Origin of the sequence: Solwaraspora sp. WMMA2065 (assembly GCF_030345075.1) — a bacterium.
In the GTDB taxonomy this organism is placed as follows: domain Bacteria; phylum Actinomycetota; class Actinomycetes; order Mycobacteriales; family Micromonosporaceae; genus Micromonospora_E.
Genome location: NZ_CP128361.1, coordinates 3,698,054 through 3,722,709, shown reverse-complemented (window position 1 = coordinate 3,722,709; position 24,656 = coordinate 3,698,054). Strand labels below are relative to the sequence as shown.

The 24,656-nt window shown below is 69.2% G+C and carries 24 protein-coding genes, 1 tRNA gene and 1 other RNA gene; 19 read left to right on the top strand and 7 right to left on the bottom strand.

What is annotated here, in order from left to right; all coding sequences use genetic code 11:
• Positions 1-84 precede the first annotated feature (84 nt).
• Positions 85-3,024 (top strand): preprotein translocase subunit SecA, encoded by a 2,940-nt coding sequence (gene secA, locus O7610_RS16850; RefSeq protein WP_281551698.1) that lies wholly within the window; start codon positions 85-87, stop codon positions 3,022-3,024.
• A 20-nt stretch (positions 3,025-3,044) separates the two neighbouring features.
• Here the strand turns inward: secA and O7610_RS16845 are convergent, their stop codons facing one another.
• Together O7610_RS16845 and O7610_RS16840 are read right to left on the bottom strand one after the other, a co-directional pair.
• Positions 3,045-3,689 carry an Rv3235 family protein gene (locus O7610_RS16845; RefSeq protein ID WP_289211342.1) on the bottom strand — a complete coding sequence of 215 codons (645 nt, stop codon included), beginning with the start codon at positions 3,687-3,689 and terminating at the stop codon, positions 3,045-3,047.
• Positions 3,690-3,811: 122 nt separating this feature from the next.
• Complete coding sequence (locus tag O7610_RS16840) at positions 3,812-4,039, bottom strand: helix-turn-helix transcriptional regulator (RefSeq protein ID WP_281551696.1); 228 nt, start codon at positions 4,037-4,039, stop codon at positions 3,812-3,814.
• Between the two features lie 108 nt (positions 4,040-4,147).
• Here O7610_RS16840 and O7610_RS16835 point away from each other — a divergent pair, with 108 nt between their 5' ends.
• Positions 4,148-4,648 carry a DUF6912 family protein gene (locus O7610_RS16835; RefSeq protein WP_281551695.1) on the top strand — a complete coding sequence of 167 codons (501 nt, stop codon included), beginning with the start codon at positions 4,148-4,150 and terminating at the stop codon, positions 4,646-4,648.
• A 19-nt stretch (positions 4,649-4,667) separates the two neighbouring features.
• Here O7610_RS16835 and pruA read toward each other — a convergent pair whose 3' ends face one another.
• Positions 4,668-6,296: an L-glutamate gamma-semialdehyde dehydrogenase gene (gene pruA / locus O7610_RS16830; RefSeq protein WP_281551694.1), complete on the bottom strand. Its 1,629-nt coding sequence runs from the start codon at positions 6,294-6,296 to the stop codon at positions 4,668-4,670.
• A gap of 185 nt (positions 6,297-6,481) precedes the next feature.
• Between pruA and O7610_RS16825 the strand changes: the two genes are divergently transcribed.
• From O7610_RS16825 to O7610_RS16780, 10 genes are all read left to right on the top strand, one after another.
• Positions 6,482-7,513 (top strand): hypothetical protein, encoded by a 1,032-nt coding sequence (locus tag O7610_RS16825; RefSeq protein WP_281551693.1) that lies wholly within the window; start codon positions 6,482-6,484, stop codon positions 7,511-7,513.
• Between the two features lie 111 nt (positions 7,514-7,624).
• Positions 7,625-8,959, top strand: coding sequence for a serine/threonine-protein kinase (locus O7610_RS16820; RefSeq protein WP_281551692.1), 1,335 nt, complete (start codon positions 7,625-7,627; stop codon positions 8,957-8,959).
• 220 nt (positions 8,960-9,179) lie between these two features.
• Complete coding sequence (locus O7610_RS16815) at positions 9,180-9,695, top strand: PadR family transcriptional regulator (protein ID WP_123603708.1); 516 nt, start codon at positions 9,180-9,182, stop codon at positions 9,693-9,695.
• A 45-nt stretch (positions 9,696-9,740) separates the two neighbouring features.
• Positions 9,741-10,856, top strand: coding sequence for a peptide chain release factor 2 (gene prfB / locus O7610_RS16810; protein ID WP_281551691.1), 1,116 nt, complete (start codon positions 9,741-9,743; stop codon positions 10,854-10,856).
• A 219-nt stretch (positions 10,857-11,075) separates the two neighbouring features.
• The gene (gene ftsE / locus O7610_RS16805) at positions 11,076-11,756 is read left to right on the top strand and encodes a cell division ATP-binding protein FtsE (protein WP_123603706.1); all 681 of its coding nucleotides are present in this window, start codon (positions 11,076-11,078) and stop codon (positions 11,754-11,756) included.
• Positions 11,757-11,852: 96 nt separating this feature from the next.
• Positions 11,853-12,728, top strand: a complete 876-nt coding sequence (gene ftsX / locus O7610_RS16800) for a permease-like cell division protein FtsX (RefSeq protein WP_281551690.1) — start codon at positions 11,853-11,855, stop codon at positions 12,726-12,728.
• Positions 12,729-12,901: 173 nt separating this feature from the next.
• Positions 12,902-13,378, top strand: a complete 477-nt coding sequence (smpB, locus tag O7610_RS16795) for an SsrA-binding protein SmpB (RefSeq protein ID WP_123603705.1) — start codon at positions 12,902-12,904, stop codon at positions 13,376-13,378.
• 123 nt (positions 13,379-13,501) lie between these two features.
• Positions 13,502-13,875, top strand: a transfer-messenger RNA (tmRNA) gene (gene ssrA / locus O7610_RS16790).
• 124 nt (positions 13,876-13,999) lie between these two features.
• Entirely contained in the window at positions 14,000-14,974 is a 975-nt protein-coding gene (locus tag O7610_RS16785) for a hypothetical protein (protein ID WP_289211341.1), read from the top strand.
• A gap of 3 nt (positions 14,975-14,977) precedes the next feature.
• A complete protein-coding gene (locus O7610_RS16780; protein WP_289211340.1) occupies positions 14,978-15,238 on the top strand; it encodes a hypothetical protein in 261 nt (86 codons plus the stop codon).
• Here the strand turns inward: O7610_RS16780 and O7610_RS16775 are convergent.
• Entirely contained in the window at positions 15,200-16,003 is an 804-nt protein-coding gene (locus O7610_RS16775; RefSeq protein WP_289211339.1) for an S-methyl-5'-thioadenosine phosphorylase, read from the bottom strand. The genes O7610_RS16780 and O7610_RS16775 overlap by 39 nt on opposite strands.
• Positions 16,004-16,237: 234 nt before the next feature.
• Between O7610_RS16775 and O7610_RS16770 the strand changes: the two genes are divergently transcribed.
• Positions 16,238-16,792: a YqgE/AlgH family protein gene (locus O7610_RS16770; RefSeq protein WP_123605053.1), complete on the top strand. Its 555-nt coding sequence runs from the start codon at positions 16,238-16,240 to the stop codon at positions 16,790-16,792.
• A gap of 111 nt (positions 16,793-16,903) precedes the next feature.
• Positions 16,904-16,976 (top strand) — tRNA-Ala (locus O7610_RS16765).
• A 298-nt stretch (positions 16,977-17,274) separates the two neighbouring features.
• Here O7610_RS16765 and O7610_RS16760 read toward each other — a convergent pair.
• The gene (locus O7610_RS16760; RefSeq protein ID WP_281551686.1) at positions 17,275-17,781 is read right to left on the bottom strand and encodes an ester cyclase; all 507 of its coding nucleotides are present in this window, start codon (positions 17,779-17,781) and stop codon (positions 17,275-17,277) included.
• A 306-nt stretch (positions 17,782-18,087) separates the two neighbouring features.
• Here O7610_RS16760 and O7610_RS16755 point away from each other — a divergent pair, with 306 nt between their 5' ends.
• The 5 genes from O7610_RS16755 to O7610_RS16735 all read left to right on the top strand — a co-directional run bounded on the left by O7610_RS16755 (position 18,088) and on the right by O7610_RS16735 (position 24,003).
• A complete protein-coding gene (locus tag O7610_RS16755; protein WP_281551685.1) occupies positions 18,088-19,323 on the top strand; it encodes an FG-GAP repeat domain-containing protein in 1,236 nt (411 codons plus the stop codon).
• 352 nt (positions 19,324-19,675) lie between these two features.
• Entirely contained in the window at positions 19,676-20,023 is a 348-nt protein-coding gene (locus tag O7610_RS16750; RefSeq protein WP_289211338.1) for a VOC family protein, read from the top strand.
• A 61-nt stretch (positions 20,024-20,084) separates the two neighbouring features.
• Positions 20,085-20,486, top strand: a complete 402-nt coding sequence (locus O7610_RS16745; RefSeq protein WP_281551683.1) for a VOC family protein — start codon at positions 20,085-20,087, stop codon at positions 20,484-20,486.
• Between the two features lie 143 nt (positions 20,487-20,629).
• Positions 20,630-21,817, top strand: coding sequence for a cytochrome P450 (locus O7610_RS16740; RefSeq protein ID WP_281551682.1), 1,188 nt, complete (start codon positions 20,630-20,632; stop codon positions 21,815-21,817).
• A gap of 239 nt (positions 21,818-22,056) precedes the next feature.
• Positions 22,057-24,003: an FG-GAP-like repeat-containing protein gene (locus O7610_RS16735; protein WP_281551681.1), complete on the top strand. Its 1,947-nt coding sequence runs from the start codon at positions 22,057-22,059 to the stop codon at positions 24,001-24,003.
• Here O7610_RS16735 and O7610_RS16730 read toward each other — a convergent pair whose 3' ends face one another.
• Both O7610_RS16730 and O7610_RS16725 read right to left on the bottom strand, forming a co-directional pair.
• Positions 24,004-24,246 (bottom strand): hypothetical protein, encoded by a 243-nt coding sequence (locus O7610_RS16730; protein ID WP_281551680.1) that lies wholly within the window; start codon positions 24,244-24,246, stop codon positions 24,004-24,006. It abuts the gene before it with no gap.
• Entirely contained in the window at positions 24,243-24,656 is a 414-nt protein-coding gene (locus tag O7610_RS16725) for a nitroreductase family protein (RefSeq protein WP_281551679.1), read from the bottom strand. Before O7610_RS16725 ends, O7610_RS16730 begins: the two co-directional genes overlap by 4 nt.

The window sequence follows — 24,656 nt, the reverse complement described above, 5'->3', positions numbered from 1 at the left end:
GTGCTGGATGCGGGCTGCGACTGCCGCCGTACCGATAGATGCGCCTACGATGGTGAGGCACACCGTCTAGGGGAGCGTTGATCCGTGTCGATTCTTGAGAAGGTCCTCCGCGCCGGCGAGGGCCGCATGTTGCGTCGGCTCAAGGCGGTCGCCACGGCCGTCAACTCGATCGAGGACGACTACGTCGACCTCACCGACGCGGAGCTGCGGGAGCTGACCGACCAGTACCGCCAGCGGTACGCCGACGGCGAGTCCCTCGACGACCTGCTTCCGGAGGCGTTCGCCACCGCCCGGGAAGCCGCTGCCCGGGTGCTCGGCCAGCGGCACTACGACGTGCAGATCATGGGCGGCGCGGCGCTGCACTTCGGCAACATCGCCGAGATGAAGACCGGTGAGGGCAAGACGCTCACCTCGGTACTGCCGGCGTACCTCAACGCGTTGTCCGGCAAAGGTGTGCACATCGTAACCGTCAACGACTACCTGGCCGAGCGGGATGCCGCCTGGATGGGCCGGGTGCACGAGTTCCTCGGGCTCACCGTCGGCGTGATCCTGCCCAACCGGCCCTCGGCCGACCACCGGGCCGCGTACCAGGCGGACATCACCTACGGCACCAACAACGAGTTCGGCTTCGACTACCTGCGCGACAACATGGCCTGGTCAAAGGACGACCTGGTGCAGCGCGGGCACAACTTCGCCATCGTCGACGAGGTCGACTCGATCCTGATCGACGAGGCGCGGACACCGCTGATCATCTCCGGCCCGGCCGAGCATTCCGCCCGCTGGTACGGCGAGTTCGCCGCCGTGGTCAAGCGGATGCAGGCCGGCAAGGACGGCGAGGGCGACTACGAGATCGACTACGCCAAGCGCACCGTCGCGGTGACCGAGCGGGGCGTCGCCAAGGTCGAGGACCGGCTGGGCATCGACAACCTGTACGAGTCGGTGAACACCCCGTTGGTCGGCTATCTGAACAACGCCATCAAGGCGAAGGAGCTCTACAAGCGGGACAAGGACTACATCGTCAACGACGGCGAGGTCCTGATCGTCGACGAGTTCACCGGCCGAATCCTGCACGGCCGCCGCTACAACGAGGGCATGCACCAGGCGATCGAGGCCAAGGAAGGCGTCGAGATCAAGCAGGAGAACCAGACCCTCGCCACCATCACCCTGCAGAACTACTTCCGGCTCTACGGCAAGCTGGCCGGGATGACCGGTACGGCGCAGACCGAGGCCGGCGAGTTCAACAAGGTCTACGACGTCGGCGTGGTGACCATCCCGACCCACCGGGAAATGGTCCGGATGGACCGGGCGGACGTCATCTACAAGACGGAGAAGGCCAAGTTCAACGCCGCCGTCGAGGACATCGCCGAGCGGCACGCGGTGGGCCAGCCGGTGCTGGTCGGCACGGTGTCGGTGGAGAATTCGGAGATCCTCTCCCAGCTGCTGCGTCGCCGGGGCATCCCGCACGCGGTGCTCAACGCGAAGTTCCACGCCAAGGAAGCCGAGATCATCGCGCAGGCCGGCCGTAAGGGCGCGGTCACCGTGGCGACCAACATGGCCGGCCGCGGCACGGACATCCTGCTCGGCGGCAACCCGGACTACCTCGCCGCGGCCCAGCTGCGCCAGCGTGGGCTCGACCCGGTCGAGCACGCCGAGGAGTACGCCAAGGCGCTGGAAGACATCATGCCGCAGGTCAAGCAGGCCTGCGCCGCCGAGGCCGAGGAGGTCTCCGCGGTCGGCGGTCTCTACGTGCTCGGTACCGAGCGGCACGAGTCCCGCCGGATCGACAACCAGCTGCGCGGTCGCTCCGGCCGGCAGGGCGACCCGGGTGAGTCCCGGTTCTACCTGTCGCTGCAGGACGAGCTGATGCGGCGGTTCCGGGCCGGGGCGGTCGAAGCGGTGATGGAGCGCTTCAACATCCCCGAGGACGTGCCGATCGAGTCCAAGATGGTGACCCGGCAGATCAAGAACGCCCAGGCGCAGATCGAGGGCCAGAACGCCGAGACCCGCAAGAACGTCCTCAAGTACGACGAGGTGCTCAACAAGCAGCGTCAGGTGATCTACGCCGAGCGGCTGCGGGTGCTCAACGGCGAAGACCTGCACGACCAGGTCACCAAGATGATCGACGACGTGGTCGGTGCGTACGTCGACGGGGCTACGGTCGAGGGCTATGCCGAGGACTGGGACTTCGACCAGCTCTGGTCCAGCCTCAAGCAGCTCTACCCGGTGGGGATCACCGTCGACGAGCTGATCGAGGAGGCCGGCGGCGAACGCAGCGCGGTGGACGCCGACTTCCTCCGGGTGCAGGTGCTGGACGACGCCCACGCGGCGTACCAGCGCCGCGAGGAGGAGCTCGGCACCGACGCGTTGCGGCAGCTGGAGCGGATGGTCCTGCTGCAGGTGATCGACCGCAAGTGGCGTGAGCACCTCTACGAGATGGACTACCTCAAGGAAGGCATCAGCCTGCGGGCCTACGCCCAGCGTGACCCGCTGGTCGAGTACCAGCGCGAGGGCTACGCGATGTTCGCCACCATGATGGACGGCATCAAGGAGGAGACGGTCGGCTTCCTGTTCAACGTCGAGGTGCAGGTACAGCAGCCGGGCGCTCCGGCTGACGGTGCCGGCGCACCGGCGGGGGAGCGGCCCGGCCCGCGGATTCCGGTGCCCGACGGTGGCGCCGGAGTCCAGGTGAGCGCCAAGGGCCTCGGCGCGGCACCGCGCCCGCAGGGTCTGCAGTACGTCTCGCCCACCATCGACGGGGCGGCCGGTGCCGACGGCGGGGTGCAGGTGCAGCAGGCGCCGGCGTTGGGCGTCGGTGGCCCGCCGGCCGGGCGTCCGGGCCAGGGCGGCCAGGGCCGTCCACCCGCCGCCAGCCGACCGGCGGCCGGTCCGCCGGTGCCGGCGGCGGCTGGCCGTCGAGCCACGCCCGGCCAGGCCGTCAGCAGCAACGGGCCGTCGCGCAACGCGCCCTGCCCGTGCGGGTCCGGCAAGAAGTACAAGCGCTGCCACGGCGCTCCCGGGGCCTGATCCCCGGCGGGTGTGCCCGGTCACACGACGTCGACTGTGACGGTCAACCAGCCGGTGGGCCGGCGCTCCAGCCGGAAGGCGAGCGCCCAGCTGCGCTCGGTGGTGCCGAGCACCGCGACGGCCTCCGCGACGCCGCTGACCGGCTCGCAGACCCGCAGTTGACGGACCCGGAGCAGCTCGGCCGTGCGCCGCTTACCCCGGGTGACCGGCGTCGGCTGCGGCGATGCCGGCCCGCGTCGGACCCGGCCCGGGTCGTCCGGTCTCCGGGCCCGGTTGACGGCGGCGGCCAGCTGCGCGCCGACCGCGAGCGCCTGCGCCGGGTCGGCGAGCCGGCGGATGTGACCGGCCGGGCGGAACCCGTTGATGATCTCCAGGCTCGCGGCCAGAAACCGGTGCGCGGCCCGCCGGGCCTCCGGTGACGCACCGGCGAGCGCATCCGGCGCCAGCCCGCGCCGGCCGTCGGCCGGTGGGCCGGCGGTGGTCGCCGACCGATCGGTGACCACGGCGCCGGGTGTCGCCTGGGCCAGGTCGAGCGCCAGCTGTACACCGGGATGGGGGCCGGGACGCAGGTCGAACTGAGCCGGCTCGTCGGTGAACGGCGGGTCCAGCGGCGGGGCGGGCCGCAGTCGGACGGGGGGACGTCGGATCCGGGTCGCGACAGTCATCCGAGCTCCTGTTGATCTTGCGTTTGCCTTCGTTTGCCTTCGGTAGACCGATTTGAAGCCAGCATGACACCGTCCGTCAACGTCTGTCGATGACGGTGTTCGGACAACCAGTAGTCGCCGGACTACTCCGGCTCGCGCTCGATCAGCGGGTTGCTCTGCACCCACTGCGCCGTCTCGGCGTACTTGCGCTGGATGTACTCCTCCAGCTGGGCGCGTTCCACCCGCCACTGTCCGCGGCCGCCGATCTTGATCGCGGGCAACTCGCCACTGCGAACCATGTGATAGACCTGCGAGTCGGATACGTTGAGTTCGGCGGCGACGTCGGACAACTGCAGGAACCTCGGCTCCACGGTGACTCCCGGCTCGTCTACGTCGGTCGGTTCAGTGTGCCACCGTGGCCCCGGTGGCCCGCTCGGCGGCGTACATTGCATCAGCGACGACATCTGTGGGGGGCGAGCGTGTCCAACAACCTGCTCCGGGTCTACGTCCCGGCCACCCTGCCGGCGCTCGCCGGGCTCCGCGGCACCGGCCAACTGGCTTCCGACGTCGCGCACACCGTGACCCCCGCGCTGCGGGAGTGGTACGTCGAGGGTGACGAAGAAGAGTTGGAGTACGTCGCGTTCACCCGCGCCGCCCAGGAGTCACTGCGCCACCTGCGCGACGATCCGGCCGCCCCGCGACGGCGGGTGGTGATCGCCGTCGACCTGCCGGCGGACGCGTTGAAACGGTCCGTCGCCGAGCTTGGCTCCAGCACCGTGACGCTGGCCGGCCCGATCGCCTTCGCCTCGGTCGCCGCGGTGCACGTCGACGGCGACGAGGCGGTCGACGACGTGTCGGCGGCGGTGGACGCCGTGTCGCAGGCCGCCGCCGGCGACCCCGACGCCCAGTTCGTCGTGGACGGTGCCGAGGACCACGAACTGGAGTGGTACGACGTGTCCGAGCTGGATACGCTGCTGTGACCGGGCCGGCTCGCCCGGCTCAGCCCATGTGCGGGTAGCGGTGGCCGACCGGCGGCACGAACGTCTCCTTGATCGTGCGCGGCGACGTCCAGCGCAGCAGGTTGTGCTTCGACCCGGCCTTGTCGTTGGTGCCGCTGCCCCGGGCGCCGCCGAACGGCTGCTGCCCGACGACCGCACCGGTCGGCTTGTCGTTGACGTAGAAGTTGCCGGCCGCGTACCGCAGCATGGCGCCGGCTCGGTCGATCACCCGCCGGTCGGTCGCGAACACCGACCCGGTCAACGCATACGGAGCGATCTCCTCGGCCTGGGCCACCACGTCCCAGAACTGGTCGTCGTCGTAGACCGACACCGCCAGGATCGGGCCGAAGTACTCGGTGCTGAACACCTCGTGCCCGGGATCGGTGCAGGTCAACAGGGTGGGCCGGACGAACCAGCCGACGCTGTCGTCGACCGTGCCACCGGCCAGCACCTGACACGACGGGTCGTTGCGGACCCGGTCCAGCACGGCCGCGTGCCGGGCGAACGCCCGGTCGTCGATGACCGCGCCGCCGAAGTTGGTGAAGTCGGCCACGTCGCCGTAGGGCAGTGACTCGACCGTCGCGACCAGTCGGTCCCGCAGCCCGGCCGTCCACAGCGACTTCGGCAGGTACGCCCGGGACGCCGCCGAGCACTTCTGCCCCTGGTACTCGTACGCGCCCCGGACCAGGGCGGTGTGCAGCGCCGCCGGGTCGGCGCTGGAATGCGCCACGATGAAGTCCTTGCCGCCGGTCTCACCGACCAGCCGAGGGTACGAACGGTACCGGCCGATGTTCTCCCCGACGGTCCGCCACAGCTGCTGGAACACCCGAGTGGAGCCGGTGAAGTGGATTCCGGCCAGATCCCGGTCGGCCAGCGTCACCTCGGACACCGCCAGCCCGTCCCCGGTGACCAGATTGATCACCCCCGGCGGCAGCCCGGCGGCCTCGAACAGCCGCATGGTGAAGTGGGCGGCGAACTGCTGCGTCGGCGACGGCTTCCAGACCACCGTGTTGCCCATCAACGCCGGCGCGGACGGCAGGTTGCCGGCGATCGCGGTGAAGTTGAACGGGGTGACCGCGTAGACGAAGCCCTCCAACGGGCGGTGGTCGAACCGGTTCCACACCCCCGGCGCGGACCAGGGCTGCTCGGCCAGCACCTGATGACCGAAGTGCACGTTGAACCGTAGGAAGTCGATCAGCTCGCAGGCCGAGTCGATCTCCGCCTGGTAGGCGGTCTTGGACTGACCGAGCATCGTGGCCGCGTTCACCGTGTCCCGCCACGGGCCGGCCAGCAGGTCGGCGGCGCGCAGGAAGACCGCGGCCCGTTCGGCGTACGGCAGGTTGCGCCAGCCCGGCGCCGCCTGCTTGGCCGCTGCCACCGCGGCCTCGGCGTCGGCCGGCTCGGCGTTGCCGGTGACCCCGAGGACGTGCCGGCGCCGGTGCGGCATCACCACCTCGATCGGCGCGCCCGCCGCCATCCGCTGCCGGCCGCCGATCGTCATCGGCAGTTCGATCCGGTCGGCTGACAACTCGGCGAGCCGGCGGCTCAGGTCGGCCCGCTCGGCACTGCCCGGCGCGTAGTCGCGGATCGGTTCGTTGCGGGGGTCGGGGGTGGCGGAAACGGCGTCCATCACAGGCTCCTGGCGTGATCTCGACAACGTCGGCGAAAGACGGACCCGTCGGGGCACCCGGTGGGGCGGCCACGGCGACGCGGTCCGGGTCCCATCGTCGCACGCCCAGCTGACCCGCACGCCGATCCGCGTACCCTGGTCGGCACCGGGCGACAGCGCGTCCGACGACCAGGAGGGCACCAGCGATGAGCAGCCAACCCGCAGCCGCCTCCGATGCCGAGGTGGGCCCGGACGGCTCGGACGCCGCGATGGTCCCGCACGACGGCCCGGACGGCTCGGTCGGCGCGGCGGTCCTGCTCGGTTGGCTCAGCCTCGCCTGGTTGACCCTGCTGATCGTCTCCGTGCTGAGTACCCTGGGGTCGTCCACCGACGGGGTGCTCGCGGTGACCGAGACCGCGTACGGGCTCCCGGCGGTGATCTTCGCGGCGCTGATCGCCGGAGCGGGTGTCGGACAGGCGGTCCGCCGGCTGGCGCACCGGTGGCTGGGCGCGGCGGCGGTGCCGAGACTGTTTGTCGCCCTCGGCTGCGGAGCGTCGACCGGCGTCGGTGCCGCCGCCGCTGTCGTGTTCGGCGACGGCCGGGGCGGGTCGGCCGTCGAGATCCTCGGCTGGGCGCTGTTCGCCGGCGCCACGGTCGGTGGTGCGTTGACGGGTCTGCACCGTCGTGCCGGCCTGCTGACGGCGGCGGCCGCCGCCGGCGCGCTGGCGGTCGCCGGCACGACGACCGCCCGGGAACTTGCCAAGGGGCCGCTGCTGGAGCTGTTCGGAGCCGCCGACACCGCCGGATCCGTGCTGGCCGCGCAGTCCCGACTGGTCTGGGTCACCGCCCTGCTGGCCGGTGCCCTCGCCGGGCTGGTGATCTTCGGCTACCTGCACCGGGCGGTACGCCGGTCCGGCCGGTCGCTGCCCTGGCCTGGATACCTGGTCGCCGGGGCCGGTCCCGGCCTGCTGTTGGTGATCGCCGAGGTGGTCACCCGGGTCGGCGGTGCCCAACTGCTCGATCTGGCCCGGTCGTTCAGCGAAAGCGACCAGGCCTTCCAGACCATGGCCGACGGGGCCCGAATCAACTCGGCGTTGATCGTCCTGTTCACCGCGGCGTTCACCGCGTTGATCTGCCTCGGCCGGACGTTGCCCGGCCAGCCGGCTGCGGAGCCGGCTGCGGGTTCCGAGCCGGCCGGGGATTCCGAGCCGGCGGTGGGCTCGGCGGGCATCCGCTGACGTACCTGGTCGGACAACTTTCCGTCACAGTGACGCGGATCCCTCCCAGGTTCGTGCCAAGCGTCAGTTCGGCGACCGTCGCTCCTCGGCCGCACACCTACCGTCGAGCGAGTGGACGGGCAGGACAGCACGCGACAGGCGCTCGATGGGCGGTACCGGCTGGGGGCAGAGTTCTCCCGTGGGGCGGTCGGCGCGGTGCACCGCGGGCACGATCTGCATGACGACGTGCCGGTGGCGGTGAAGGTGCTCCGGTCGGAGGCCGCCGAGCATCCCGATTTGGTGGAGGGCTTCCACACCGAGGCCGCTCTGCTGTCCCGGCTGAACCATCCGAACGTGATCCGGCTCCGGGCCCGGACCGCCGTGGGCGACCTGCCCGCCCTGGTTCTGGACCTGGTCGACGGCGACGACCTGCGCCACCGGGTCCGCCGGGACGGTCCGCTGCCACCGGCTGTCGCGGTCGCCGTCGCCGCGCAGGTCGCCACTGCTCTGTCGTACCTGCACGAACGTGACATCGCGCACGGCGACGTCAAACCGGCGAACCTGCTGGCACCGGCGGACGGGGGCCGGGTGCGGCTGATCGACTTCGGCGCCGCCCGGGCCGGGCATGCGGCGGCTCCGGATCAGGCCACCCTGGCCACCCCTGAGTACGCCGCGCCGGAGATCGCCTGTGGCGGTCCGCCGACCTGGTCGTCGGACGTCTATGCGCTCGGCATCGTGCTGTTCGAGTTGCTGTGCGGCCGTACGCCGTACCGGGGCGGGAGCGCCGACGAGGTCCTCGCCCGGCACCGGCGGTGTGCGCCCGTACCACCGGCGGGGCTGCCACCGGCGGTGTGGCCGGTGATCGAGCAGTGCCTGGCAGCGCGACCGGCGGACCGGCCGACCGCCCGGTCGCTCGTCGCCCGGTTACGTGGTCTGGAGCCGGCGCTCGACGGCTGGCCGGCGTTGCCGGCGTTGCCGGCGGATACGGTCACCTGGTGGCCCCGCGACGTTCCGGCCACCGCTGGGGCTGCGGTGGGAGCGCGGCCCCGACGCCGGGCACTGCAGTTCGGCGTGTTGGCCGGTGCGGGGCTCGCGTTGTCGGCGGTGGTGGCGGGTCTCACCCTGGCGGCCGGGCAGGGGACCGGTCCGCAGCCGGGTCGGCTCAGCGGGCCGATCGGCCCGGTCGGCGCGTCGGTTCCGCCGGCTGCGAAGTCATCGCCGGTGTCGGTGTCCCCGGGGGAACCGGAGGGTGGGGCGTCGTCGGGAAGCTCGGTTGGTCCCACCGGCCAGGTAGGTTCGAGCGGGATGGCTGGGTCTGGTGTGGCCATCGGGACGCCGCACCCGTCCGACTCGGGACAGCCACCAGGCTTTACGGAGGATATGCCCGGTGAGCTGGGGCTCCGGATCGGGGACCCGGTGCCACAGTGGCCGATGTCCGGGGTGGCCGGACCGGACACTCCGAACTAGTCAGACGAAGTAGACTTCATGCTTCAAACTTCGCTAATGATTCCTACACGCGGGCATGTTGCTGCGGGTAACATATTCTTTGTCCGTTTTGCTGCTTGATGGTAAATATTGATCTTCCTTACCGGACCGTCGTCCACAGACAGTGCACTATAGAACACGGTTGGTCGCGGATCGCGCCAAATCCTGGACGTAGAGGCGACAAAGTGGCAGCGTAGAGGGCATGGCGGATGTACGAATCAATCCCACGGCGGCAGCCCTTCTCGGCCTGCTCCATGAAGGACCCATGACAGGCGGGCAGCTGATGGCTGAAGCTGACCGTCGACTCGGCGCTTACTGGTCGATGACCAGAAGTCAGGTGTACCGGGAGCTACCGGTGCTCGCCGAGCAGGGCCTGGTCCGGCTCGGCAAGCCCGGGCCGCGGTCCAGCCAGCCGTACGCGATCACCGCGGCCGGCAAGCGCGCGTTCCTCAAGTGGTTGGCCGACGCCCCGGGTCGCGACTCGGTGCGTAACCCGATCGCGTTGCGGGTGGCGTTCGGCGAACACCACACGGCCGACCAGCTCAAGACGGTCTACGCGGACGCGAGCGAGCATCACACCGAGGCGTTGGCCGCGGCCCGCGAGCAGGCACGCGAGGCGAAGAAGAACGGCGACACCTTCGGGGCCGCCGCGCTCGAGTTCGCCGTCGCCTACCACAAGGCCGCACTCTCCTGGCTGAAGACCGCACCGGTGGGCTGACCACCGGCGCCGGTCGTCGGTGGTCACGACGTATTGTTGTCGGTTGTGACCACTGCCGACTATGCCGACCAGCTCAAAGATCTTGACGCCACGCTTCGCCGGATCGAGGCGGTCATCGACATCGATCGACTGCGCCGCGACCGGGCGGAGCTGGAGGAGGCTGCCTCTGCCCCCGACCTCTGGAACGACCAGGCGAGGGCACAGCAGGTCACCTCTCGGCTGTCGTACGCGAACGCGGAGATCGCCAAGCTGGAGTCGTTGCGCACCCGGCTGGACGACGCGGCCTTGCTGCTGGAGATGGCGCAGGCGGAGGAGGACGCCGGCACGGTCGCTGAAGTCGGCACCGAGCTGGCCGGGTTGCACAAGGCGATCGAGGAGTTGGAGGTGCGCACGCTGCTCTCCGGGGAGTACGACTCCCGGGAGGCGCTGGTGGCGATCCGGGCCGGGGCCGGCGGTGTCGACGCCGCCGACTTCGCCGAGATGCTGCTGCGCATGTACCTGCGGTGGGCGGAGCGGCACGGCTACCCCACCGAGGTTTACGAGACGTCGTACGCGGAGGAGGCCGGTCTCAAGTCGGCCACCTTCACGGTCAAGGCGCCGTATGCGTTCGGCACTCTGAGTGTTGAGTCCGGAACGCACCGTTTGGTGCGGATCAGCCCATTCGACAACCAGGGCCGGCGGCAGACCAGCTTCGCCGGCGTCGAGGTGCTGCCGGTGGTCGAGCAGACCGATCACATCGACATCCCGGAGAACGAGATCCGGGTGGACGTCTACCGGTCGTCGGGGCCGGGCGGGCAGAGCGTGAACACCACCGACTCGGCCGTACGGCTCACCCACACCCCCACCGGCATCGTGGTCACCTGTCAGAACGAGAAGTCCCAGCTGCAGAACAAGGCCGCCGCGCTGCGCGTGCTGCAGGCCCGGCTGCTGGAGCGCAAGCGACAGGAGGAGCAGGCCAAGATGGCCGGGCTCAAGACCGACGCCGCCGGCTCGTGGGGCGACCAGATGCGGTCGTACGTGCTGCACCCGTACCAGATGGTGAAGGATCTACGGACCGAGCAGGAGACCGGCAACCCGACCGCGGTGCTCGACGGTGACCTGGACGCCTTCATCGAGGCTGGCATCCGCTGGCGCAAGCAACAGGAACTTGCCGAGGACTGATACCGGTAGCAGTCGTCTAACTACTATTCGTACTCAAGTCTCATGTACGGCCTGTGACTGAGCCCATCATTTCGGGTGGTGTCGGTCCGGTCCGGACGGCTGATTTCCTGGGTTTCGCGGGGATTTGCTGGTACGAAACCTCGCGCATTACCGACATAGGAGACATCCGCCATCAGGCTGGACTTGGCGTAGCCGTTACACCGCGTAGACTCACCACCCGTGATTGCGCTCGAGCAAGTGACGAAGACGTACCCGAAGGCGTCCCGGCCCTCGCTGGACAACGTGTCGGTCGCGATCGAGAAGGGCGAGTTCGTCTTCTTCATCGGTCCGTCCGGCTCCGGCAAGTCCACGATCATCAAGCTGCTGCTGCACGAGGTGACCCCCAACCAGGGCAAGGTCATCGTCAACAGCAAGGACGTCACGACCATGCGCTCCTGGAAGATCCCCAACTTCCGGCGCTCCATCGGTTGCGTGTTCCAGGACTTCCGGCTGCTGCCCAACCGCACCGCGTACGAGAACGTCGCCTTCGCCCTCGAGGTGATCGGCAAGACCAAGGCGGTCGCCCGGCGGGTCGTCCCTGAGGTGCTGGAGCTGGTCGGCCTGGGCGGCAAGGAGCACCGCTACCCGCACGAACTTTCCGGTGGTGAGCAGCAGCGCGTCGCGGTGGCCCGGGCGTTCGTCAACCGGCCGCTGGTGCTGCTCGCCGACGAGCCGACCGGAAACCTCGACCCGGACACCTCGATCGAGATCATGCGGCTGCTGGACCGGATCAACCGCACCGGTACCACGGTCGTGATGGTCACCCACGACTCGAACATCGTCAACCAGATGCGGCGTCGGGTCATCGAGATCGAGGCCGGCCGGATCGTCCGCGACCAGGCTCGCGGCGTCTACGGCTAACCAGCCACCACGGCTCCACCGGGGCCTGTGTCGGCCGGCACCGGCACGTGGCGGCCTGGTACCACCATCCAGCGGCAGATCCGGAAGAGGAACCCGATGCGCGCGAAATACGTCCTGTCCGAGGTGATGGTCGGGCTGTGGCGCAACGTGACGATGACCGTCGCCATGATCATCACCATGGCGGTGTCGCTCACCATGCTGGGCGCGAGTGGTCTGATGTACCTGCAGGTCAACTCGATGAAGGACTTCTACTACGACCAGATCGAGGTCTCGATCTTCCTGGTGTCCGACGTCTCCGAGGAGCAACGCGACAGTCTGCAGAGCTCGCTCGACGCCGACCCGTTGATCTCCAACGTGACGTACGAGTCCAAGGAAGAGGCGTACAACCGCTTCCAGACGCTCTACGCCGACGCTCCGGATCTGGTCAACGCGGTCGAGCCGGACCAACTGCCCGAGTCGTTCCGGATCAAGTTGATCGATCCGGAGGAGTACCAGGCGATCTTCGACAAGTACAACGGCACCGAGGGCATCGACGAGATCGTCGACCAGCGCAGACTGCTCGACAAGATCTTCAACATCCTCGGCTCGGTGCAGAGCATGGCGCTGATCGCCGCGTCGATCATGGCCGTGGCGGCGTTGCTGCTGGTCGGCAACACGATCCAGGTCGCGGCGTACAGCAAGCGGCGCGAGGTCGCCGTGATGCGACTGGTCGGCGCCTCCAACTGGTTCATCCAGGCCCCGTTCGTACTCGAAGCCGTCGTCGCCGGCCTGTTCGGCTCGCTGCTCGGCTTCGGTGCCCTGGTGCTGGGTAAGATGTTCCTGCTCGACGGCTCGCTGCGCGACCTCACCGAGCTGCTGACCCCCATCGAGTGGAGCAGCGTACTGCTGATGTTCCCGGTGATGGCCGGCGTCGGCGGCCTGGTCAGCGCGATCACCGCCTGGGTGACGCTGCGCTTCTACCTGCGGGTCTGACGCCCCTACCTGCGGGTTCGACCTCGACCCGATCCGATTCCACCTGCCGCCGCGCGCCGGTTGGTCACCGGAAAGCTGGTACCGGCCGGCGCGTCGTCGCGGGGTAACATGGCGCGGTTGTCCGTCGGCGCCGCGTCTGCGCAGCGGCGCCCGGGTCCGGAGAGGAGGCAGCCATGCCGCGGGAGAAAGGGCGCAAGGTCGTCGCCTCGAACCGCAAGGCTCGGCACGACTACGCCATCACCGACGTGTACGAGGCCGGCATGGCGCTGACCGGCACCGAGGTCAAGTCGCTGCGCTCCGGCCGGGCCTCACTGGTGGACGCCTTCGCCCAGGAACGGCAGGGCGAGATCTTCCTGTACGGCATGCACATCCCGGAGTACGACCAGGGCACCTGGACCAACCATGAGCCCCGCCGGACCCGCAAGCTGCTGCTGCACCGCACCGAGATCGACCGGCTGCTCGGCAAGCTGCGGGAGGGCGGGCTGACCCTGGTCCCGCTCTCGGTCTACTTCTCCGACGGCTGGGCCAAGGTCGAGCTGGCACTCGCCCGGGGCAAGAAGTCCTACGACAAGCGGCAGGACCTGGCCAAGCGGGACGCCGACCGGGAGATCCAGCGGGCGGTCGGCCGGCGTGGCAAGGGGATGGGCTGACCGAGCAGCACCTTCTGTCCGTAGCCGGCTCAAGTCTTCCGGCCGTAATCGGGATGAAGCCGGGGGCCGGAGGCGTTAGGATCGGTTAGGACGCGGACCACCTCCGGGCCGCGCCGCACACCAGGGGGTGACTGGTTTCGACTTCGTACGTTGCGGCAGGGGAAGCGAGCCGAGGAAGCCGACGTCGTCTCGTGAATCGGTCGTCGGAAACCAATAAGCGCCAACTCCAAGCGCGCTGACTTCGCTCTCGCCGCCTGAGGCGAGTAGCAAGTCTGTCGGTCTGGGACTGCCTTCGGCCCAGTAACCGGCATCAGTGAGAGGGCTGGCCTAGCGAACCCGGTCGCGGGGTTCGTGCGGCGAGATCAAACGCGACTGGGCCCGTCACATCGACTCGCTCGCGTGATCGATGGGGCCGAGTAGAGGCACAGCGAGCTGCGCTCGGAGAAGCCCTGGCAAGACGCCGAAGGACCCGGGTTCGATTCCCGGCACCTCCACGGACGACAGCCGGCCCACCGCCGCCAGGCGGTGGGCCGGCTGCATTGTCGGGCCGAACTCACCATGTGTAGCCCACCGCCCAGTTGGTCCGGGAACCCGCTGCCAACCTGGTGCGTCTGACCCGACATGCGCCGTTTCACCGCCCTGTTGGGCATAACACTGATCCTGATCGCAGGTTGCGCGCGGACCGACGGGACCGGACCCGGCGGGCCAGGCGGGTCCGCCGACGAACGCTGGGAGACCTTCCAGCAGCGTGCCGACGAGGTCGCCGAGGCGTGGCGCACCGCGAGCGGGCGGCAGGAGTGGCTGGCCGGCTACGCACCCCTGCAGAGCCGTACCGTGCTCCCCGCCGAGCCCGGGTTCACCCCGGAGACCGAGCAGGCGTTCCACGCCGGGTGGTACCGGGCCGAGCTGACCGTGTCGACCGAGACACCCGCCGACGGCACGGTCGACTTCCCCGACGGGACGCTGAGCGTACCGCTGGTCAGCGCCGCCGACGCGTACGCGGAACTACGCCAGGGCGACCCGCCCCAGTGCGACGCGGCCCGACCTGGCCCCGACCCGACCAGCAGCGCCACCGACCTGGGCGGCACACCTGGCCCGGACGACGGTGTCACTGACTCCGGTGAGCTCGGCTGCCAGGCGCTGACCGTCACGGCCGCCACGCTCGGCACCGTCGAGCTGCTGACCAGCCGGGGCACGGCGCAGGTGCCCGCCTGGCTGTTCGACGTCGCCGAACTCGACGGGCCGGTCGCCCGGGTCGCCGTCGCCGAATCGGTCGCCGTACCGGCACCCGACCCGCAGGTGCCGGACGCGACCGGCCTCACCACGTTCGTCACCGCACAGGACCTCACCGGTGTCGACGGCACCGAGTTGGCGTACCGACTCGGCGTCGGAGCCTGCGACAGCGACATCACCCCGTTCGTACAGGAGTACGCGGACGCAGTGGTGGTCGCCGGCGGTGTGACCCGCACTGCGCAGGAGTGCACCGACCAACTGCTGTTCCATCCGGTCACCGTGACCCTCGACAAGGCGCTCGGGGCCCGTACGGTGCTCGACGCGCTCACCGGTCGCCCACTGCACGTCGCTGCGGGCGGCTGAGCCATGCCGCAGCCGTACGGCCCGGGTCAGGAACCGGATGACACCGCCGTGACCATGTCCCAACTGCTCGACCGAGGGCTGCCCGGGCAGCTCCAACCGGCTGGAGCCTGGAACCTGCCCGCCGGGGAGGCGGTGATCCTGGCCGGTGACGCGGCGACCGGCAACCGGATCCGGATGTGCCTCGACGTCGCCGGGATCAGCGCTGCGGTTGTGGTGCTGGCACCGTCAGGGCAGCTCGAGTGGCAGGGTGATGCCGTCGAGTGACCGCGGGCACGGGCAGTCCCGATCCATCGGCCAGGTCTCCAGCGCGGCCAGCAGCAGCGCGCGTAGCCGAGCGGTGTTCTCGCCGAACACCCGGAACACCTCTTCCTGGGTGACCGCGTGCCCACCCTCGACGCCCGCGTCCAAATCGGTCACCAGGGCGATCGACGTGTAGCACAGCGCCAGCTCCCGGGCGAGGATCGCCTCCGGGTGGCCGGTCATGTTGACCACCGCGCCGCCGATCGCGGTGAACCACCGGGACTCCGCCCTAGTGGAGAACCGTGGCCCCTCGACCACCACCACCGCACCGCCGTCACGTGGCTGCAGGCACTGCTCGGCGCCGACCCGCAGCAGCACCGACCGCCCGGTCGGGCAGTACGGGTCAGCGAAGCTGACGTGCACCGCACCCTGGTCGTAGAAGGTCTGCACCCGCGCACTGGTCCGGTCGATCAACTGGTCGGGCACCACGAACGTGCCCGGGCCGAGCTCCGGGCGCAGCCCGCCGACCGCGCACGGCGCCAGCACCTGGCGTACGCCGAGCGAGCGCAGTGCCCACAGGTTGGCCCGGTACGGGATCCGGTGTGGCGGATGCCGGTGATCGCGGCCGTGTCGGGGCAGGAACGCGACCCGCCGCCCGCCGACATCGGCGACGGTGATCGGATCGGACGGTTCACCGTACGGCGTCGGCACCCGGTGCTCCGTCGCGTTGTCCAGCAACGCGTACAGCCCGGATCCGCCGATCACCGCGAGCTCTGCCTGCGCCTGCATCAGATCCCTCCCGTTTCGGGCAGGGTGGCCGGAAACACCGATGCCACGCCCCCGCGGTTAGACCTTAACCGGGCGCTGCCGAGCAAGCTATGGTGCCAGGCATGGCTTTCACGGCACCCGTGGCGGATCGTCGCCGCGCCGTCCGCGCGGACCGTGCGGGTCGTGACTGCGCCACGCGGGCAGGTACGGGAGGTCGAGGTGCACGGTGAAGGTCAGCGGATCGGGGGACGGTCGATGGCGTCGATGACCGGCCAGCTGCTGGTCGCGACGCCCACGCTCAAAGATCCCAACTTCGACCGTACGGTCGTGCTGCTGGTCGCCCACGAGGCCGGAGGAGCGCTCGGGGTGGTGCTGAACCGGGCCACCGAGGTGCCGGTCGCCGAGGTGCTGGGTGGCTGGAGCAGTCTCGCCCGGGAGCCGTCGGTGCTGTTCGAGGGCGGCCCGGTGCAGCCTGAGTCGGCGATCTGCCTGGCCCGTACCCGCACCCAGACCGGCCGGGTGAAGGGTTTCCACCGCATCGCCGGCCCGCTCGGCACCGTCGACCTGTCGACCGACCCGGGGCCGCTCGCCGAGTCGATCTCCGGGATCCGGGTCTTCGCCGGCTACTCGGGCTGGTCGGCCGGGCAGCTGGAGGAGGAGATCAACGCCGGCTCCTGGTTCGTGCTGGAGGGTCTGCCGGACGATCCGTTCATGGCCCGCCCGGACGACCTGTGGCCGATGGTGCTGCGCCGCCAGCGCGGCATGATGGCCGCCGTGGCCCACTTCCCGGCCGACGTCTCGATGAACTGACCCTCGCGCGTCGATGAACTGACCCCGCGACCCGGGCGGCCGACCCCGCGAGATGACCGCGCGGGGCGGCGTGTGTAGTATTGCCGGGTGCCCGGGAGATCCGGGCACCCGGGGGCCGTGGCGCAGCTGGTAGCGCACCACACTGGCAGTGTGGGGGTCAGGGGTTCGAGTCCCCTCGGCTCCACCCGTGTTTATGCACGTTGACTGACTTCAGTCGTCGATGGCTTTTTCTTGTGATTTCATGGTCGCCGGTAGTTCGTCGAGCGGTTTGAGAGTCCGTGGCCATTCCGGCCGGCCGGTCGCGGTGACCGCAGGCGGTGCGCCTCCCGATGGCATGCGGTGGGTAGGCGACGATGATTGCGGACGACGGATCGGTCGCGTCGGCACGGGTCCGTTACCGGACCCGCGCGCCCGGCACGTCTACATGATCAATGATCACCGCCGCTGGCAGCCACGGGTCATTACCGCACCGCCTGCCAGGGTCACAGCGGCAGACCGATTTGCCGTGCGACGGTGAGGAAGTCGTAGTAGATCCGACCGCTCGCGATCCGGCCGCCCCGGAACTGGTAGATCTCGCAGCTCAGACCCTCCACCGGCCGTCCGCTCGGTGGCAGCGCGTCGCCGTTGGGCAGCTCGAACGGGCCGGTCTGCGTACCCCGGTTGATCACTTCGGCGACTGCGGTGTCGCCGCGCACGATGAGCGCGGTGATCTCCGTCCGGGCGTCCGGCATCGCCCGGCGGTTGGTTCGCTGCCGGGCTAGGTATGGCTCCGGACCGGTGGTGACCTCTCCGGCCGCAACGTCATGCGCTGCGAAGTCCTCGGTCAGGAGTTCGGCCATCGCGGTGATGTCGTCGCGGTTGAACCGCGCGTACAGCTCACGCAGAGTCGCCTCGTTGCGCGCCTCGCGCTCCGGATCGGTGTCCGACTGGCCGAGCAGGCCGATCAGAAACCCTCGCGTTTCGGCGCCGAGTGTTCTGGTGCTGGTCATGGTGTACCTCCTGAGGTACCGGTTGGCGGTGGCTGCGGGCGGGTGCCGGGCAGCCGGTAGCGCCATCGTGGAATCGGACACGGCGGCCGAACTTCTCAACGTTTGCTGATCCGCGCCGGCCGTACCGGCCATCGGGTGGACCGCCCGGATCGCCCTGCCTGGTTCGCCGTCGCTGACGCCGATCGCAATCGGGGAGAGGTCCCCAGAACCGCCCGGCCGTATCCAGGAACTAGCAGCGCACGTCGCGTCGCCGCCGGTCGGACACGCACAGGCTGGCCGGCCCATCCAGCCGAAGAGGAAGCGTCAATGACGATGATGAGAACCGCCGGGCGGGCCACGGGCCACGGCCCTGGCGGCCCGAGCCGCATGCTGGCCGGATTCGCGGTGGCCGCCGTACTGCTGGCCGCCGGATGCACGACGGACCAGTCGCCACCGCCGGAGTCGGTGCCGCCGCTGAATCCTGCGCCGACGCAGCCCCAACGGCCAATGCCGATCCCGCCGCCGACCAGCCCGGTGACGCTCGCGGAAGCACGGTCCTTCCCCGCCGGGGACGCGTCTGCCGACATCGTCGCGGCCGACATCGACGGCGACGGTGTCCTCGACCTCGCCACACCGAACTACAACAGCCACGATCTGGTCTACCTGATCGGCGACGGCCGCGGCGGCTATGAGCCACCGGTGACGATGGCCGCGGGTCGCACGCCGAACGGGATACTCGCTCGGGATCTCGACGGGGACGGCCACCTCGATCTGGCCACAGCAAACCTCGGGTCGGACGACGTCAGCGTCTACCGAGGACTGGGCGGCGGCCGGTTCGCCGAACCGGTGCATCATCCGGCCGGCGACGGTCCCGCCCGGATCGTCGCGATCGATCTCGACCGGGACGGTGCGCTGGATCTCGTCACCCCCAACCTCAACGGCGATGACGTCACCGTCCTGTACGGAACGGGCGACGCGACCTTCGAGGCTCCGGTGTCGGTACCGGCTGGTGACGGACCGCTGCGGATCGCCGTGGCCGACCTGGACGGAGACGGACTGCTGGACCTGGCGAGCGCGAACTACAACTCCGACGATGTCACCGTGATGCGCGGTGACGGTCGGCGTAGCTACTCGGCGCCGGTGGCGTACGCCGCCGACGACACCGCAGCCGGGATCGTGGTGCGCGACCTCAACGGCGACGGGATACTCGACATCGCCACGGCGAACTACGACGCCGACACTGTCGCGGTGCTGTTCGGGCAGGGCGGCGGCAGGTTCGCCGTACCTGCCCTGTACCAGGCCGGTGACGCGCCGTCGGACATCGTCGCGGTGGACGTCAACGGTGACGGTCAGCTCGACCTGGTGACGGTCAACTTCGACTCCGACGACATCACGGTGCTCGCTGGGGACGGCCGGGGCGGATTCGCCGCACCTGCCTCGGTGACGGTGGAGGACGGCCCACCGGCGTTGCTCGTCGCCGATTTCAACGGTGACGGTCTGCCGGACATTGCGACCGCGAATTCGCTGTCCGACAGTGTATCGGTGATCATCAACCAGGGTTGACCAGCGACGGCGGGGGTAGGCGCCGGGCGTTCGACGTCGGCGCCTGCCCCTGCGTCAGGCGGACCCTCGCCGGAAACATGAGTATTTCGAGGATCATGTCGCCCCCTCCACGTGGGCCGAATGAGCGGTCCTGTGTAGTCCGCCCTACTTCAACGGGCCTTCTTGGCTATTGTGCATCGACCGGCATCTCCGGCCCGTGGCTGCATGACAGCGCGGTAAGCCTGTCGTACACTCCGTGAGTATCCAGCTCGGTCGCTCAATGCGGCGTCAAGATCTTTCAAGGAATTGTTAGTACGCGATTCCGGTCATCGCCCGTCCAACATCAGCCAGGAGCGTCGACATGTCCCCTCGCGTGACCGGGATCGGCGGCTACTTCTTCCGGTCCCGGGATCCACAGGCTCTCGCCCGTTGGTACTCGGACAACCTTGGAATCGATCCGTGCCCCGGTGGCGACCAGGTGTGGACTCAGGCTGCGGGGCCGACGGTCTGGGCTCCGTTTCCTGAGGACACCGACTACTTCGGCGCCCGTGACCAGGCGTCGATGGTGAACTTCAGGGTCGAAGATCTTGACAGGATGCTCGATCAGCTCCGGGCGAGCGGCACGACGATCGTGGGCGACGTGCACACGGAGCCGATCGGCCGCTTCGCGTGGGCGCTCGACCCGGAGGGCAATCGCTTCGAGCTGTGGGAGCCGGCCTAGGTCTTAGCCAGATGCACGCCCGTCTTCGGCGTGTTTGACCAGTGCAATCGAGAGGAGCGCAGTGTCAGACCCAACCAAGCCACCGTTCGGCACCGTTGTCGGCTTCGACCTGACGGTGCAGGACGCTGACCGGGTACGGGACTTCTACGCCGAGGTGATCGGCTGGAGCCCGATGCCGCTAGACATGGGTGGTTACAGTGACTACTTCATGATGAGCCCGGCAGGGACGCCCGTCGCCGGAGTGTGTCACGCGCGTGGGGGCAACGCGGACCTGCCACCGCAGTGGTTGTCCTATGTCTGCGTCGACGACCTCGATGCCAGCATCAAACGTGTGGTTGAGTTGGGCGGCGAAGTCGTCGCCGGGCCCAAGGGCACCGCGCCGGAAGCGCGATTCGTGGTGATCCGCGATCCTGCCGGCGCCGTGCTGGCACTTCGCGAGCCCGATCGTCCACAGGACGGCTGACTGCCGTCCGGCTGCCGCCCAACAGAGGTTGGCCGACTCATCGGCGTCACTGACGCTTCCACTGTCGCCACGCCCGCTAGATCGTTGGCGGGCGTGGCGACGCCTCCCGGACCCCTGATCGCCGGCACCCCTTGGAGTACGCCATGACCCATACCCCCAGCCAGGATCTGATGGCGCCGTCACCCGAGCAGGGGGAGGCCGTCCTGCTGCCATGGTTGCGACGGATGCTCGAGGACAAGCCCGTCTGGCAGGACGGATACGGAGTCTGGCATGTCTTCCGGTACGCGGACGTGCGGCGGCTGAGCGCCGACCATGAGACGTACTCCTCGGATCAGAGCCGGGTGAATCCGGCAGCCGCCGAACTCGCTCAAGGTAACCTCACGATGCTTGACCCGCCGGAGCACCGGTCATTACGGCGGCTGGTCAGCGCCGCGTTCACCCCGCGTACGGTTGCCGAGCTCGAGCCACGGATCGCCGCAGTGACCCGTGAGATGATTTCAGATCTCGACGGTGAGTTCGACCTCGCAGAGCGGCTGGCCCACCCTATGCCGGTCACCGTGATCGCGGAACTGCTCGGGCTGCCCGTCGGTGACCGGGCGTTCTTCGCGGCCTGCGCCGACCGGCTGTTGAGCATCCACACCGATGATCCGAACGATCCGGCGCTGATGGAACGCTTCACCGCAGCCATGGGGGACCTGTCCGGGTACCTGCTGGAGCACTGCCAGCAACGTCGGCGGAAGCCTGCCGATGATCTGATCACCGCGCTGGTCACCGCCGAAGTGGACGCGCGACGGTTGACCGATCAGGAGGCCGTCAACTTCTGCACGCTACTGCTTTCCGCCGGTCACATCACCTCGACGCTGCTGCTCGGCAACGCAGTGCTGAGTCTTGCCGAGCAACCCTCGACGTGGCAGCGGCTGCGCGACGATTCGGCGCTGATCCCCTCGACCGTCGAGGAGGTGTTGCGGCACCGGTCGCCTTTCGCGCAGGTCGTCCGGGTCACCACCACCGATACCGAGCTCGCCGGAGTGCAGATACCGGCCGACTCGTACGTGATGCCATGGTTGGTGTCGGCGAACCGGGACCCGAGGGTCTTTGCCGACCCGGACCGGTTCGACATCGACCGTACTCCTAACGACCACATCGCCTTCGGCTTCGGCGGACACTTCTGTCTGGGCGCGCCACTGGCCCGTATCGAAGCCCGCGTCGCGCTGTCCGCGCTCGTCGAACGGTTCGCTGATCTACACCTCAACCCCAGTATCCCGCTGCGGTTCTACGGCCGTGGCGTGTTCGGTGTACGCGCCGTCCCGGTCGTGACGACCGTTTCCTGACCGAATCGGCCGGGCCCGGCCGGGTACCAGCTGAACTGAGACCAAGGGGAGATGCGATGACTGACCAGAGTCAGGAGCCCACCCGAGATGCTCGGCGCCAGCCGCCGCGGTGGACGGCAGGGGGCAGTGCCCTACTTGCCCTCTGCCTGCTTACCGGGTGTCTCGGAGTGACGGAGACGACACCCGACGAGCCGCAGGAGTCGGCGGGGGCCAACGCAGACAGAGTCACCATGTCGGCGATGGCGGAGATTTCGGTCGGTGACGCTCCGGCCGGCCTGGAGGCCGCCGACCTCAACGACGACGGCAAGCAGGACCTCGTCGTCGTCAACTTCAACTCGAACACCGCCGCTGTGCTGCTCGGCGAGGGCAAGGGCAGATTCGCGTCGCCGGTGACCTACCGGACCGGCGACAACCCCAACGGCGTGGCGTTGGCCGACCTCGACGGCGACGGCCGCCTCGACATGGTGACCTCCAACTTCAACTCCAACGACCTGACTCTGTACTTCGGCGATGGGAAGGGCGCATTCGCTGGGGCCAAGTCACTGCCAGCCGGCGGCGGCGCGATCCGGGTGAGCGCCGCCGATCTCGACCGGGACGGTTCCGTCGACCTGGCCGTGGCCAACTATCAGGACAACGCCGTGTCGATCCTGCTCGGCGACGGCACCGGTGGGTTCGCCGAGCCGGCCAAGTATCCGGTGGGCAAGGACCCGAACCGACTCACCGTCCTCGACGTCACCGGTGACGGGGTGCTCGACATCCTTACCTCGGACATCGGCGACAAGACCATCTCGCTGCTCACCGGCACGGGCGAGGGCACCTTCGGCACGGCCAAGGCGATGCCGGCTGGCGACACCCCGTCCGGCGTCGCCGTCGGTGACTTCACCGGTGACGGCAACCTCGATCTGGCCACGGGCAACTACGGCGGTGAGACGGTGACCCTGCTCGCCGGTGACGGCAAGGGGTCTTTCGAACGGAAGCAGGAGTTCGTCGCGGCGCGTGGCCCGGGCGACGTCGTCGCCGCCGACTTCAACGGCGACCGCGCCACCGACCTCGCCGCCGTCGCTCCTGAGGCGGCCGACGTCATCGTGCTGTCGAACAGCCGCAGTGACGGAGTCTTCAGCACCGCCCAGTCCTTCTCCGCAGGCGAGGCACCCGCAGCGATCATTGCCGCGGACTTCGACGGGGACAACCTCGTCGACCTGGCGGTCAGCAACTCACTCTCCGGCAGCATCACCGTGATGCTCAACGGCACCCAGACCGCAGCGGGTGCCGACCTCGCGCCGGTCGCGCTGGTCACCAACGAGAACTCGGCCACCGTTTCACTAATCGACGCCCGGTCCTCGACTCTGCTGAAGACCATTGACATCGGCGGTGACCGCCCAGGCGGGGTGGCGCTGACCCCGGATGGCCGACGGGCGTACGTCGCGAACCTCGGTTCCGACAATGTGTCGGTGATCGACCTTCCCAGCCGTCGGTTGCTGACCACGATCGCCGTCGGCCGCCAGCCCAATGGGATCGCGGTGTCGCCCGACGGCACCCGGATACTGGTCGCCAACGAGTTCTCCGACACGGTCTCGCTGATCGACTCGGTCACGAACGCGGTGACCGCCACCATCCAGGTGGGGGAGCGCCCAGTCGACGTCGCCTTCACCCCGGACGGTCGGTATGCCTACGTGCCGACGAATATATCCTTCGAAGTCGCCACCGTGGACGTGGCGCGGGCATCCGTCGTCGCCCGTACCCGCGTCGGCGCACGTCCTGGTGGGGTGGCGGTCAGCCCGGACGGTCGCCTGGTCTACGTCACGAGCATCGCCGACGACCAGGTGACGGTAGTCGACACCGCTACCAACAAACGCGTCGCAAACATCGACGTAGGTGACTGGCCGCTGAAGGTTGCCTTCAGTCCGGACGGCCAAAACGCCTACGTGGTGACCTACAGTTCCGACGCGGTCAGCGTCGTCGACGTCGCCAGGGGCGCGGTCACCACAACGATCGAGGTCGGCATCCGTCCGTACGGGTTGGCGCTGTCGCCGGACGGCCGTCAGGCGTTCGTGACCAGCCAGAGCGGCAACTCGATCTCCGTGGTCGACTTGGAGCGAGGCGAGTCAGTGGCGACCGTGGAGGTCGGCGAACATCCGATCGGGGTGGCCTCGGTGCTGGCCCCGGTGGAAACAGTCAACGCGTAGTCAGCCGAGACCAGGTGCCCGTCGACGGCCGGATTCGTCATCGGATCCGGCCGTCGGCGGTGTCACCGGTGTCACCACCTGCCGCGTGACCAGCCCGAGCAGCGCTGCTACTGCGGCGTTCGCCGCACCGATCTGCGTCACCGTGAGTGGCACGACGTCAAACGTCGCGAGAAGGTTGAGCAGCGCCAGCACCGCCGACTGAATCAGCACCGGCTCCCGCCGCCAGATCGACCACCGCGTCATAGCGACGTCCACGCCGGTCGTCCCCACCGGCGGGCGAAGGCGATTGCCTCCGGGGCCAGTCTGGTCCCGTACTCAGCCTGGTCGTCCGGTCCGGCCGGCCCGTTGCCACCGACCACCAGGACGACGATCGGCTCGAAGCCAGCCGGCACGCCCAACTCCTGGCGCAGCCGCTGGTGGTCGAAGTCCCCGAGTTGGCGGCACTGCCAGTCCTGCGCCCGCGCTTGTACGCAGATTCGGCTCACCGCCATTCCCAGCTCGTATTCGGCGCCCAGCATCGGCACGCCCTGCTGATCAGCGGTCTGCGCCAGCGCTAGCAACAACGCGGCGGCCCCTCGCGTGTGGCTCTGGTGGGCCGGGTTCAACGCGGTGCGCAGCAGCGAGAACGTCGTGTCGCCACGACAGCCCAGCAT

What these genes read in the sequence shown, in the direction of transcription:
- O7610_RS16845 (WP_289211342.1), bottom strand. Translation starts at nt 3,689, where the DNA reads ATGACTGTCGCGACCCGGATCCGACGTCCCCCCGTCCGACTGCGGCCC.
- pruA (WP_281551694.1), bottom strand. Translation starts at nt 6,296, where the DNA reads ATGGACGCCGTTTCCGCCACCCCCGACCCCCGCAACGAACCGATCCGC.
- O7610_RS16825 (WP_281551693.1), top strand. Translation starts at nt 6,482, where the DNA reads ATGAGCAGCCAACCCGCAGCCGCCTCCGATGCCGAGGTGGGCCCGGAC.
- O7610_RS16815 (WP_123603708.1), top strand. Translation starts at nt 9,180, where the DNA reads ATGGCGGATGTACGAATCAATCCCACGGCGGCAGCCCTTCTCGGCCTG.
- ftsX (WP_281551690.1), top strand. Translation starts at nt 11,853, where the DNA reads ATGCGCGCGAAATACGTCCTGTCCGAGGTGATGGTCGGGCTGTGGCGC.
- smpB (WP_123603705.1), top strand. Translation starts at nt 12,902, where the DNA reads ATGCCGCGGGAGAAAGGGCGCAAGGTCGTCGCCTCGAACCGCAAGGCT.
- O7610_RS16785 (WP_289211341.1), top strand. Translation starts at nt 14,000, where the DNA reads ATGCGCCGTTTCACCGCCCTGTTGGGCATAACACTGATCCTGATCGCA.
- O7610_RS16780 (WP_289211340.1), top strand. Translation starts at nt 14,978, where the DNA reads ATGCCGCAGCCGTACGGCCCGGGTCAGGAACCGGATGACACCGCCGTG.
- O7610_RS16775 (WP_289211339.1), bottom strand. Translation starts at nt 16,003, where the DNA reads ATGCAGGCGCAGGCAGAGCTCGCGGTGATCGGCGGATCCGGGCTGTAC.
- O7610_RS16770 (WP_123605053.1), top strand. Translation starts at nt 16,238, where the DNA reads ATGGCGTCGATGACCGGCCAGCTGCTGGTCGCGACGCCCACGCTCAAA.
- O7610_RS16760 (WP_281551686.1), bottom strand. Translation starts at nt 17,781, where the DNA reads ATGACCAGCACCAGAACACTCGGCGCCGAAACGCGAGGGTTTCTGATC.
- O7610_RS16755 (WP_281551685.1), top strand. Translation starts at nt 18,088, where the DNA reads ATGACGATGATGAGAACCGCCGGGCGGGCCACGGGCCACGGCCCTGGC.
- O7610_RS16740 (WP_281551682.1), top strand. Translation starts at nt 20,630, where the DNA reads ATGACCCATACCCCCAGCCAGGATCTGATGGCGCCGTCACCCGAGCAG.
- O7610_RS16735 (WP_281551681.1), top strand. Translation starts at nt 22,057, where the DNA reads ATGGCGGAGATTTCGGTCGGTGACGCTCCGGCCGGCCTGGAGGCCGCC.
- O7610_RS16730 (WP_281551680.1), bottom strand. Translation starts at nt 24,246, where the DNA reads ATGACGCGGTGGTCGATCTGGCGGCGGGAGCCGGTGCTGATTCAGTCG.
- O7610_RS16725 (WP_281551679.1), bottom strand. Translation starts at nt 24,656, where the DNA reads ATGCTGGGCTGTCGTGGCGACACGACGTTCTCGCTGCTGCGCACCGCG.